Source organism: Pseudomonas alloputida, from assembly GCF_021283545.2.
Lineage (GTDB): Bacteria > Pseudomonadota > Gammaproteobacteria > Pseudomonadales > Pseudomonadaceae > Aquipseudomonas > Aquipseudomonas alloputida.
Genome location: NZ_CP128540.1, coordinates 4,115,824 through 4,127,610, shown reverse-complemented (window position 1 = coordinate 4,127,610; position 11,787 = coordinate 4,115,824). Strand labels below are relative to the sequence as shown.

The window sequence follows — 11,787 nt, the reverse complement described above, 5'->3', positions numbered from 1 at the left end:
CCGCCGAGAGGCGGGCTGTTCGCTGGGGCGGGACGATCAGCGGCGGCGGAACAGCGGCAGCGGTTCGTCGGTGGCGGCCTGGTAGGTCACCGAGAAGTCCTTCAGGCTTTGCAGCGCGTCTTCCGGGTCCTTGTCGGCACGGATGGCGAATGCGTCGAAGCCGCAGCGGGCCATGAAGAACAGCTGGTCGCGCAGCACATCGCCGATGGCGCGCAGTTCGCCCTTGAACTTGTAGCGGTCACGCAGCAGACGCGCATTGGAGTAGCTGCGGCCGTCGGTGAATGCCGGGAAGTTCAGGGCGATGACCTGGAAGTGGTGCACGTCTTCACCGATTTCCTCCGCTTCCTGGTCGCTGTCCAGCCATACACCCAGGCCGCCATCGCGGGCCTTGAGCACGTGGGCATGGTCGCGCCACATTTGCAGCGGCACGATGTAGTCGTCGCAGTTGGTCAGCTCGTCGAACGAGGTTTCCTTGGGCAGCAGGTGCCAGGTTTCGTCGACGATCTGGTTGTTCTTAATGATTCGCTGCATAGACGCGTTCCTTGAAGGGGTCGATGCCGATACGCTGGTAGGTGTCGATGAAACGCTCTTCCTCGGTACGTTGCTCGACGTACACGGCGATCAGCTTCTCGATCACATCGGCCATGTCATCCTGCGCGAAGGACGGGCCAAGGATCTTGCCCAGGCTTGCGCCGCGTGCGGCGTTGCCGCCCAGCGACACCTGGTAGAACTCCTCACCCTTCTTGTCCACGCCGAGGATGCCGATGTGGCCCACGTGGTGGTGGCCGCAGGCGTTCATGCAGCCGGAGATGTTCAGGTCGATTTCGCCGATGTCGAACAGGTAGTCCAGGTCGTCGAAGCGGCGCTGGATGGACTCGGCAATCGGGATCGACTTGGCGTTGGCCAGCGAGCAGTAGTCGCCACCCGGGCAGCAGATGATGTCGGTCAGCAGGCCGATGTTCGGGGTGGCGAAGCCGCTCTCGCGCAGTTCAAGCCACAGCGCGTGCAACTGGCGCTGCTCGACGTCGGCGAGGATGATGTTCTGCTCGTGCGAGGTGCGCAGGAAGCCGAAGCTGTAGCGTTCGGCCAGGTCGGCCACGGCGTCCAGCTGCTTGTCGGTCACGTCGCCCGGGGCAACACCGGTAGGCTTGAGTGACAGGGTCACAGCCACGTAGCCCGGGCGCTTGTGGGCGCGGGTGTTGCGCGAGCGCCAGCGGGCGAACCCTGGGTGCTCGGCATCCAGGGCGGTGTAGTCGACGTTGTCGAGTGCGAGGTACTCGGGGTCGACGAAGTGGCGCGATACGCGCTGCACTTCGGCTTCGGTCAGGGTGGTGGTGCCGCCACGCAGGTGGACCATTTCGGCCTCGACCTTTTCGGCGAACACTTCCGGGGTAAGGGCCTTGACCAGGATCTTGATCCGCGCCTTGTACTTGTTGTCACGGCGACCGTAACGGTTGTACACGCGCAGGATGGCGTCGAGGTAGCTGATCAGGTCCTGCCACGGCAGGAACTCGTTGATGAACGAGCCCACCACCGGGGTACGGCCCAGGCCACCACCTACCAGCACACGGAAGCCCAGTTCGCCGGCAGCGTTGCGCACCGGCTCAAGGCCAATGTCGTGCACTTCGATGGCGGCGCGGTCTTCCTGCGAGCCGTTGATGGCGATCTTGAACTTGCGTGGCAGGTAGGCGAATTCCGGGTGGAAGGTGGTCCACTGACGGACGATTTCACACCACGGGCGCGGGTCGACGATTTCGTCTGCGGCCACACCGGCGAACTGGTCGGTGGTGGTATTGCGCAGGCAGTTGCCGCTGGTCTGGATCGCGTGCATCTGCACGGTGGCCAGTTCGGCGAGGATGTCGGGGATGTCTTCCAGCGCCGGCCAGTTGAACTGCACGTTCTGGCGGGTGGAAATGTGGGCGTAGCCCTTGTCATAGTCGCGAGCGATCTTGGCCAGGGTGCGGACCTGGTTGGCGTTCAGCTGGCCGTACGGCACCGCGACACGCAGCATCGGCGCGAAACGTTGGATGTATAGGCCGTTCTGCAGGCGCAGAGGGCGGAATTCTTCTTCGCTCAGCTCACCGGCCAGGTAGCGGCGGGTCTGATCACGGAACTGCTTGACGCGGTCCTCGATGATCCGCTGATCGTACTCGTCGTATACGTACATAAAAGTCCTGTCTCAGGCATGCAGCTATTCGCGCGCACGGCCGCGCACTCCGGTACGGAGCCGGGGAACGATAGCAGGTTGCGGTTATGCGCTAAAGTGATGTTTTTGCATATGAAAAGAACCAAATGGACTATGTGAGATTGACTGCCATTTGTGCGCTGAGCATCGCCAGGCGTTTATAATCCGGTGTTTGCTTCGCAGAGATGTGACCCCATGCTCAAGGCCCTGTGCCAAAGCTTGTGCCTTGTCTTGCCACTGGTGGCAAATGCGCAACCGGCTTCGGTGGTGTTTCTCAACCCGGGGCTGTCCACCGAGACATTCTGGACCAGCTATACCCGCTTCATGCAGGCCGCCGCGGACGAGCTGGGCATGACCCTGCAGGTGCAATATAGCGAGCGCCGCGCCGACCTGACACTGACCCAGGCCCGGGCGATCCTGAGCGCGCCGCAGCGGCCGGATTACCTGGTGCTGGTCAACGAGCAGTACGTGGCACCGGAAATCCTGCGCCTGTCGCGTGGCACCGGGGTGAAGCTGCTGCTGGTCAACAATGGCCTGACCGCCAGCCAGCGCCTCAGCATCGAGGGCCAGCCCGACAAGTATGCCGAGCCACTGGGTACCTTGATGAGCAACGACGAGCAGGCAGGCTTCCAGATGTTGCACCTGATGCTCGCGCAGCTGCCTCGCGACGCAGGGCCGGTGGATCTGGTGGCTTTTGCCGGGGTCAAGACCACCCCCGCCTCGCAGTTGCGCGTTGAGGGCATGCGCCGCGCCCTGGCCGATTTCCCTCAGGTGCGCTTGCGGCAAGTGGTATACGGCGGCTGGAACCGCCAGCGCGCCTATGAGCAAGCGAAGCAGTTGCTGGAACGTTACCCGGCCACCCGGCTGGTGTGGTCGGCTAATGACCAGATGGCCTTTGGTGCCATGCAGGCGTTCGAGGAGGCCGGGCACACGCCGGGGCGTGACGTGCTGTTCGCTGCCGTCAACAGCTCGCCCGAAGCCTTGCGCGCGCGTATCGATGGGCGCCTGAGCGTACTGATGGGTGGGCATTTCACCCTTGGCGGTTGGGCCATGGTGATGCTGCACGATGATGCCCACGGGCTGGCGTTGAACCGCGACGGCGTGCGCGAACGCCGTATTCCGGTATTGCAGGAAATCGATCAGGCCAAGGCCAGGCGTTGGCTGAAGCTGTTGGAAAGGGACGACTACGGCGTCGATTTTCGGCGTTACAGTGCCGAAGGGCGGCCGCCCGGGTACCGTTACCCGTTTCTGGCGTCACCGGTCGAATATTGAATGACCCTGCTTGAGGGAAGGGCATTGCTCGTCTTAACTGCTGGTGGTGAAGTGCATTCCCATAACCACTACAAGAGGCAATGCAATGGGAAACTCAACCAAGGTCCGCAAAGCTGACAGCAGCGTCGATGCCTGGGCGATCCTCTGCCTGATCGTTCTGGTGGTGGTCACTGCCGTGTATTGGGTCAGCCACCAGTGACTTGCAACTCAAGACCGTGATGTAGCAGGGGCGTCTGCGGGAGGGAATCTCGCAGGCGCTTTCTTATTGCCTGTGGCCGCCTCTTCGCGGTGAAAACATATCCCTTGAGAATGGCGCAGGACCGTCGTAGGGGCAGGTTTACCCGCGAAAGGGCCGGGCCTGCTGGCCAATTTCCACCTGCCGTTCACCGTTGCCGCCGCTACCGTATTCGCGGGTAAACCCGCTCCTACGCCTGAACGAGGGTGGACACAGGTCGGGGGTTGGACACAGGCCGCTGTAGGCGCGGGTTCACCCGCGAAGAGGCCGGCACAGGTTAGCGGGTCAGGTGCAGGGCCAACTGCACCAGCCCGATCAATACCGCAATGAACACCAGGGTGAACAGCGCCCCCAGCGCAATGAAGTGGCTGGCCTTGCCGTGGGTGAAGTCGCGTGCGCGGTTTTTGCCGCTTTGCACGCCGAAGGCGGCAGCGAGGATGCTGTGCAGCATCTGCCAGAAGGTCGGGGGTTTGCCCTGGCTGGAATCGTCCATGGTGGCTCCTGGGGAAATCAGAGGCAATCAGGGACAGTGTAGGCAATGGTTGTGAGGTTGCCCGTACCGGCCTCTTCGCGGGGAAACCCGTTCCAACAGGTAAATGACTGCCCTTGAGGGCTGTGTCATACCTGTGTGGGCAAGCCCGCGAAGAAGCCAGCGCAGTCGTTTAGCTGTCATACCCCAGGTTAGGCGCCAGCCAGCGCTCGCTCACGCTGATATCCTGGCCTTTGCGTGCGCTGTAACGCTCGATCTGGTCCTTGTCGACCTTGCCTACGGCAAAATACTTCGCCTGCGGGTGGGCGAAGTACCAGCCGCTGACCGCCGCCGCCGGGAACATCGCGAAGTGCTCGGTGAGGTACACCCCGCTCGGCCCGGTTTCACCGATGGCGGTGCCATCGAGCAGGCGGAACAGAGTTTCCTTTTCAGTGTGGTCGGGGCAGGCCGGATAACCCGGCGCAGGGCGGATGCCGCTGTACTGTTCCTTGATCAGCGCCTCGTTGTCCAGGTGCTCGTCGCGGGCATAGCCCCAGTGCTCTTTACGCACCTGCTCGTGCAGCCATTCGGCACAGGCTTCGGCCAGGCGGTCGGCCAGTGCCTTGACCATGATCGAGCTGTAGTCGTCGCCCTTGTCCTGGTAAGCCTTGGCCACTTCCTCGGCACCGATGCCGGCGGTGGTGATGAAACCACCTACGTAGTCGGTAACGCCACTGTCTTTCGGTGCGACGAAGTCGGCCAGCGACCAGTTGGGCTTGCCGTCCGGCTTGATGGTCTGCTGGCGCAGGTGATGCAGGGTGGCCAGTGCCTGGCCGTCTTCGCCGTAGACTTCGATGTCGTCATCGTCCACCTGGTTGGCCGGCCAGAAGCCGAATACCGCGCGAGCGCTGATCAGCTTCTCATCGATCAGCTTGTCGAGCATCTCGCGGGCATCCTTGTACAGCGCCGTGGCGGCCTCGCCAACCACCTCGTCGGTGAGGATGCGCGGGAACTTGCCGGCCAGGTCCCAGGAGATGAAGAACGGCGTCCAGTCGATGTACTCGGCCAGGGTGCGCAAATCGATGTCCTCCAGCACCTTGACGCCGGTGAAGGAGGGCGCCGTCGGCTGGTAGCCGGCCCAGTCGTACTGCGGCTTGGCGGCGATCGCCTGGGCGTAGCTGAGGCGTTCGGTGCGGGCGCTGCGGTTGGCGGTACGCTCACGCACGTCCACGTATTCCAGGCGGGTCTTCTCGACGAAGCCTGGCTTGAGTTCTTTGGACAGCAACTGGGTGGCCACGCCGACCGCGCGCGAAGCGTCGGTGACGTAGATGACCGCGTCGTTGCTGTACTTGGGCTCGATCTTGACTGCAGTGTGCGCCTTGGAGGTGGTGGCGCCACCGATCATCAGCGGCAGTTCGAAGCCCTGGCGCTGCATTTCGCGGGCAACGTGGACCATTTCGTCCAGCGACGGGGTAATCAGGCCGGACAGGCCGATGATGTCGCACTTCTGCTCGCGGGCCGTTTGCAGGATCTTCTCCGCCGGTACCATCACGCCAAGGTCGACGATGTCGTATCCGTTACAGCCCAGCACCACGCCGACAATGTTCTTGCCGATGTCGTGCACGTCGCCTTTCACCGTGGCCATCAGGATCTTGCCCTTGGCTTCCGGCTTGTCGCCTTTTTCGGCTTCGATGAACGGGATCAGGTGAGCAACGGCCTGTTTCATGACGCGGGCCGACTTGACCACCTGCGGCAGGAACATTTTACCCGCGCCGAACAGGTCGCCGACCACGTTCATGCCGTTCATCAGCGGGCCTTCGATCACTTCGATGGGGCGCGCGCACTGCTGGCGGCATGCTTCGGTGTCTTCGACGATGAACGCGGTGATGCCCTTGACCAGCGCGTGCTCCAGGCGTTTTTCCACCGGCAGCGAGCGCCACTCTTCGTTTTCCACTTCCTTGGTTGCGCCGCCACCCTTGTAGTCGTCGGCGATGGCCAGCAGTGCATCGGTGCCATGCGGGGTGCGGTTGAGTACCACGTCCTCGACCTTTTCACGCAGCTGGGCCGGGATCTCGTCGTAGATCTCCAGCTGGCCGGCGTTGACGATACCCATGGTCAGGCCGTTCTGGATCGCGTGATACAGGAACACCGAGTGGATCGCTTCACGCACCGGGTTGTTGCCACGGAACGAGAACGACACGTTGGACACACCACCTGAGCTCAGGGCGTGGGGCAGGTGGTCGCGGATATAGGCACAGGCCTCGATGAAGTCGACGGCGTAGTTGTTGTGCTCTTCGATACCGGTGGCGACGGCAAAGATGTTCGGGTCGAAGATGATGTCTTCTGGCGGGAAGCCCACTTCGTTGACCAGGATGTCATAGCTGCGCTGGCAGATTTCCTTCTTGCGCGCGGCTGTGTCGGCCTGGCCGACTTCGTCGAAGGCCATGACCACCACGGCAGCGCCATAGCGCTTGCACAGGCGGGCGTGGTGCTTGAACTGCTCGACGCCTTCCTTCATGGAAATGGAGTTGACGATGCCCTTGCCCTGGATGCACTTGAGGCCGGCTTCGATCACTTCCCACTTGGACGAGTCGATCATGATCGGTACGCGCGAAATGTCCGGCTCACCCGCGATCAGGTTGAGGAACCGGACCATGGCCGCCTGGGAGTCGAGCATCCCTTCGTCCATGTTGATGTCGATTACCTGGGCGCCGGCCTCGACCTGCTGCAGGGCGACTTCCAGGGCTTCGGTATAGTTCTCTTCGCGGATCAGCCTGGCGAACTTGGCGGAACCGGTGATGTTGGTGCGCTCACCGACGTTGACGAACAGCGACTGGCGGTCGATGGTGAACGGCTCCAGGCCCGACAGGCGGCAGGCCTTGGCGATTTCCGGGATCTCGCGCGGCTTGTACTTGGCCACGGCTTCGGCAATGGCCTGGATGTGCCCCGGCGTGGTGCCGCAGCAGCCGCCAATGATGTTGAGGAAGCCGCTGGCCGCGAATTCTTCGACCACCGCGGCCATCTCGGCCGGGGTTTCGTCGTACTCGCCGAAGGCGTTCGGCAGGCCGGCGTTGGGGTGGGCGGACACGTGGGTATCGGCCTTGGTGGCCAGCTCTTCCAAATACGGGCGCAGGTCCTTGGCGCCGAGGGCGCAGTTCAGGCCCACGGAAATCGGCTTGGCGTGACGCACCGAGTTCCAGAACGCTTCGGTGGTCTGGCCCGACAGGGTACGACCGGAGGCGTCGGTGATGGTGCCGGAGATCATGATCGGCAGTTCGACGTTGTCGTCCTCGAACACTTGCTGCACGGCGAAGATCGCCGCCTTGGCGTTGAGGGTGTCGAAGATGGTTTCGATCAGGATCAGGTCGGCGCCGCCTTCGATCAGGCCGCGGGTGGCCTCGATGTAGTTTTCTACCAACTCGTCGAAGGTGACGTTGCGAAACCCTGGGTCGTTGACGTCCGGGGAAATCGAGCAGGTTCGGCTGGTAGGGCCGAGCACGCCGGCAACGAAGCGCGGCTTGTCCGGCGTCTCCAGGGTCTTGGCATCGGCAACCTGGCGAGCGATGCGCGCGCCTTCGACGTTCAACTCGTAAACCAGCGACTCCATGCCGTAGTCGGCCTGGGAAATCTGCGTGGCGTTGAAGGTGTTGGTTTCGAGAATATCGGCACCGGCATCCAGGTAGGCCTTCTCGATGGCGGCGATCACGTCCGGGCGGCTGAGCAGCAAAAGGTCGTTGTTACCCTTCACATCGCTTGGCCAATCGGCAAAACGCGTGCCACGATAGTCGTGTTCCTCCAGGCGGTAGCTTTGGATCATAGTACCCATGCCGCCGTCGAGGATCAGGATGCGCTCTTTGAGTGCGTTCTGGAGTGCTTGGAGACGAGCGCTGCGGTCGGACATAGGAACTACCTGGTCGGGCGAATATCAGAAGGTGCCGAATCATAACAAAGCTGCGCGGTTTTTAGGCATGTCGCCCATTTGCATGAAAACTGCTCATGTTGGGCGGGTGGAGGCAGCGCGAAGCACCCAGGACGACCAGGCAACAAATCGTGATGGCTTTCAAGAACCAGGACTTTCCGCACATGGTGCATCGTATCCTTGCCGGCGCCTTCGCCCTGCTCATCAGCGGCGCGGTATTCGGGCAGGCCCCCCAGTCGAGCCCGGCTATTTCCTACACCCGGGACATTCAACCGATCTTCACCGAGAAGTGCGTGGCCTGCCACGCCTGCAACGACGCCGCCTGCCAGCTCAAGCTGGAAAGCCCTGAAGGCGCGGTACGCGGGGCCAGCAAGGTCCCGGTGTACCAGGGCGAGCGGAGCAAGGCAGTCCCCACCACGCGGCTGTTCTACGACGCACACAGCGAAGAGCAATGGCGCAAGAAGGGCTTCTACTCGGTGCTCGACAACCAGGGCGGTCAGGCCGCGTTGATGGCGCGCATGCTGGAGTTGGGCCACAAGACCCCGCTTACGCCCAACGCCAAGCTGCCCGAAGAGATCGTCCTGGGCCTGAGCCGCAACAACATGTGCCCGTTGCCCCATGAATTCGACGCCTATGCCGGCGCACACCCCAAGGAGGGCATGCCGCTGGCGGTGACCGGGCTGACCGACAAGGAATATGACACCATGCGCCGCTGGCTGGCCGCTGGTGCGCCGGTGGAGTACCAGCCGATCCAGCCGAGCGCGGCCGAAGCCAGGCAGATCGCAGAGTGGGAAGAACTGCTCAACCGCCCGGGTTCCACCGAGGCGCTGGTGGGACGCTGGCTGTACGAGCACCTGTTTTTGGCGCACATCCATTTCGCTGGCGGCGAGCAGGGCCACTTCTTCCAGTGGGTGCGCTCGCGCACGCCAAGTGGCAAGCCGGTCGATATCATTGCCACCCGCCGCCCCAACGACCCACCGGGCACGGACTTCTACTACCGGTTGATCCCGGTGCAGGGCGTGATCGTGCACAAGACGCACATCACCTACCCGATGGGGCCGCAGAAGCTCAAGCGCGTGAAGCAGCTGTTCTATGCCGGTGACTGGCATGCTGCCGCGCTTCCGGGCTACGGCCCGCGCCACCGGGCCAATCCGTTTGAAACCTTCGAGGCGATCCCGGCGGTGGCGCGCTACCAGTTCATGCTGGATAACGCCGAGTACTTCGTGCGCACCTTCATCCGTGGCCCGGTGTGCCGCGGGCAGATTGCCACCGACGTGATCCGCGACAACTTCTGGGCGCTGTTCCAGGAGCCGGCCTTCGATCGCTACATCACCGATGCCAAGTACCGCGGCGAGGCTACCCCGCTGCTGGCCATGCCTGGTCAGATCGATGACGTGGGCAGTGTGCTGAGCCTGTGGCACGCCTATCGTGACAAGCGCAACGACTACGAGAAACTGCGCCGTGAAGCCTATGCCGAAATGCCGGCACCGAGATGGTCGACGCTGTGGGCCGGTAACGACAATGCGCTGCTGAGCATCTTCCGTCACTTCGACAGCGCATCGGTGACCAAGGGCCTGGTGGGGGATGTGCCGCTGACCGTGTGGCTGTTCGACTACCCGTTGTTCGAGCGCACGTATTACCAGCTGGCGGTCAACTTCGATGTGTATGGCAACGTTTCGCACCAGTTGCAGACGCGCCTGTATTTCGACCTGATCCGCAACGGCGCCGAGGTCAACTTCCTGCGCCTGATGCCGGCCGACCAGCGCAAGGCGATCCTTGGCGACTGGTACCAGAACAGTGGCAAGGTGAAGATGTGGATGGATTATGAAGACATCGACACCGACACCCCGAGTGGCATCAAGCTCGACCCGCGCAACCCCAAACGCGACTTTGGACTGAAGCTGCTGCAGCGCACCGGCAGCCTGAATGCCGCACCGGACCCGATCAACCGCTGCCAGGGCGCGTTCTGCTCACGGCCGCAGATGAGCGAAGAATTCCGCAATGCCGAGCAGTCGCTCAGCCGACTGGTGTCACGCCCGGCGGCCGGGCTGAAGGTGATCAACCAGTTGCCCGAGGCGACCATGCTGCGTATCGAAGGGCAGGACGGCCAGCGTCAGGTGTACAGCCTGCTGCGCAACCGCGCGCACAGCAACGTGGCGTTCCTGCTGGGTGAGGCGTACCGCTACCAGCCGGGGCTGGATACCCTGACCCTGTACCCGGGGGTGCTCTCCAGCTACCCGAACTTCATCTTCAACATCCCGACCAAGGATGTGCCGGAGTTCGTCGAGGACATGGAGTACGCCAAAGATGACGCGGCGAAGTTCGAGCGCATTGTCATGCGCTGGGGTGTGCGCCGCAGTCACCCGGCCTTCTGGCGCTATTTCCATGACCTGAACAGCTATATCAAGGAGACCGAACCGGTCGAGGCGGGCGTGCTGGACATGAACCGCTACGAGAACCTCTGATCGGGTTGGCTGACCTTTCCGAGTACCTTGCGGTCGGAACGGGTGGGTGGTCTTGATCGATTGCAAAGGGGGCTGCTTTGCAGCCCTTCGCGGGTGAACCCGCTCCTACAACAGGTACGGCGCTGCTCTCAAGGCTGGCGCTGGCCTCTGCACTCGATACGGGCCTCAATGCACCGCCAAGCGCAGGGTATTCCATGCTGTATTCGCTTCAGGCACTGCGGGCGTTCGCCGCCTGGGTGGTGGTCTGCCACCATTTCATGCAGATCTTCTTCGACTTCCACGCCACCGGCCCCATCGGCCAACTGCTCACCGACCGTGGCGCCGTAGGCGTCGACATCTTCTTCGTCATCAGTGGGCTGGTCATCTACCTGTCGACCCGCGACAAAACCGTCGAGCCGCGCCAGTTCCTGCTCAATCGGGCGCTGCGCATCGTCCCTGCCTACTGGTTCTACACAGCCCTGATGGCCATATTGCTACTGGCATTCAGCCAATGGATGCCACATCAGTCGTTTGACTGGCGGCACCTGTTCCTGTCGCTGCTGTTCATCCCGGCGGAAAACCCAGGTGGCTATGGCCTGTACCCGACCCTGAACGTGGGCTGGACGCTGAACTTCGAGATGTTCTTCTACCTGCTGTTCGGCCTGGCCTTCCTGGTACGCCAACGGCATCACCTGCTGCTGGTGACTGCCGCTCTGTTGCTGGTCAGTGAGGTACTGGGGCGCATGGGCGTGGTCAGCCGCTTCTACAACAACGACATCATCTACGAGTTTCTGCTGGGCATTGGTGTCGGTGTACTGTACCGCCGCGGGCTGATCCGCCAGGGCCGGTGGTTGCCGCTGGCGTTGCTGGGTGTGGCGGGCATGGCGATCTACTGTCTGGACGCTTCCCAGCGCTTGCTGCACTGGGGGTTACCGAGTGCGATGATCGTCCTGGCCTTCGTGGCCATGGAGCCGCTGTTCCAGGGCAATCGGCTGCTCAAGGCCCTTGGCGACTGTTCCTACTCGGTGTACCTGATACATGTGCTGGTGCTGTATGCCGGTTGGTTCGCCAGTCAGCGCCTGCATCTGAACCCGTTCCTGACATTTGCCCTGTGCGTGCCGTCCATTGGACTAATGTCGTGGTTCAGCTACCAGTGGCTGGAGCGCGGCCTGTACCGGCGAATGCAGGCCTGGCTGGCGGCGCAACGGGGGCCGGCCCCTGAATATGCGCTTTCCCGAGTCAATTGCTAGGACTTTGTTCGAA

General features: G+C 62.6%; 7 protein-coding genes. 3 read left to right on the top strand and 4 right to left on the bottom strand.

All coding sequences use genetic code 11. The features are described from left to right. Positions 1–36: 36 nt before the first annotated feature. Together LU682_RS19125 and LU682_RS19120 are read right to left on the bottom strand one after the other, a co-directional pair. Entirely contained in the window at positions 37–531 is a 495-nt protein-coding gene (locus LU682_RS19125; protein WP_003250391.1) for a DUF934 domain-containing protein, read from the bottom strand. Further along, positions 515–2,167 carry a nitrite/sulfite reductase gene (locus LU682_RS19120; RefSeq protein ID WP_010953329.1) on the bottom strand — a complete coding sequence of 551 codons (1,653 nt, stop codon included), beginning with the start codon at positions 2,165–2,167 and terminating at the stop codon, positions 515–517. Before LU682_RS19120 ends, LU682_RS19125 begins: the two co-directional genes overlap by 17 nt. A gap of 213 nt (positions 2,168–2,380) precedes the next feature. Between LU682_RS19120 and LU682_RS19115 the strand changes: the two genes are divergently transcribed. Next, positions 2,381–3,457, top strand: a complete 1,077-nt coding sequence (locus LU682_RS19115; RefSeq protein ID WP_010953330.1) for an ABC transporter substrate-binding protein — start codon at positions 2,381–2,383, stop codon at positions 3,455–3,457. A gap of 512 nt (positions 3,458–3,969) precedes the next feature. Here the strand turns inward: LU682_RS19115 and LU682_RS19110 are convergent. Both LU682_RS19110 and metH read right to left on the bottom strand, forming a co-directional pair. Then, entirely contained in the window at positions 3,970–4,185 is a 216-nt protein-coding gene (locus tag LU682_RS19110; RefSeq protein ID WP_004573790.1) for a DUF2970 domain-containing protein, read from the bottom strand. A 169-nt stretch (positions 4,186–4,354) separates the two neighbouring features. After that, complete coding sequence (gene metH / locus LU682_RS19105; protein WP_010953333.1) at positions 4,355–8,062, bottom strand: methionine synthase; 3,708 nt, start codon at positions 8,060–8,062, stop codon at positions 4,355–4,357. A gap of 182 nt (positions 8,063–8,244) precedes the next feature. Between metH and LU682_RS19100 the strand changes: the two genes are divergently transcribed. Then, positions 8,245–10,545 (top strand): fatty acid cis/trans isomerase, encoded by a 2,301-nt coding sequence (locus LU682_RS19100; protein WP_010953334.1) that lies wholly within the window; start codon positions 8,245–8,247, stop codon positions 10,543–10,545. Positions 10,546–10,739: 194 nt separating this feature from the next. Then, on the top strand, positions 10,740–11,774 hold the full coding sequence (locus LU682_RS19095; protein WP_049587590.1) for an acyltransferase family protein: 1,035 nt from the start codon (positions 10,740–10,742) through the stop codon (positions 11,772–11,774). The last annotated feature ends 13 nt before the right edge of the window (positions 11,775–11,787 follow it).

What these genes read in the sequence shown, in the direction of transcription:
- metH (WP_010953333.1), bottom strand. Translation starts at nt 8,062, where the DNA reads ATGTCCGACCGCAGCGCTCGTCTCCAAGCACTCCAGAACGCACTCAAA.
- LU682_RS19095 (WP_049587590.1), top strand. Translation starts at nt 10,740, where the DNA reads ATGCTGTATTCGCTTCAGGCACTGCGGGCGTTCGCCGCCTGGGTGGTG.
- LU682_RS19115 (WP_010953330.1), top strand. Translation starts at nt 2,381, where the DNA reads ATGCTCAAGGCCCTGTGCCAAAGCTTGTGCCTTGTCTTGCCACTGGTG.
- LU682_RS19110 (WP_004573790.1), bottom strand. Translation starts at nt 4,185, where the DNA reads ATGGACGATTCCAGCCAGGGCAAACCCCCGACCTTCTGGCAGATGCTG.
- LU682_RS19100 (WP_010953334.1), top strand. Translation starts at nt 8,245, where the DNA reads ATGGTGCATCGTATCCTTGCCGGCGCCTTCGCCCTGCTCATCAGCGGC.
- LU682_RS19120 (WP_010953329.1), bottom strand. Translation starts at nt 2,167, where the DNA reads ATGTACGTATACGACGAGTACGATCAGCGGATCATCGAGGACCGCGTC.
- LU682_RS19125 (WP_003250391.1), bottom strand. Translation starts at nt 531, where the DNA reads ATGCAGCGAATCATTAAGAACAACCAGATCGTCGACGAAACCTGGCAC.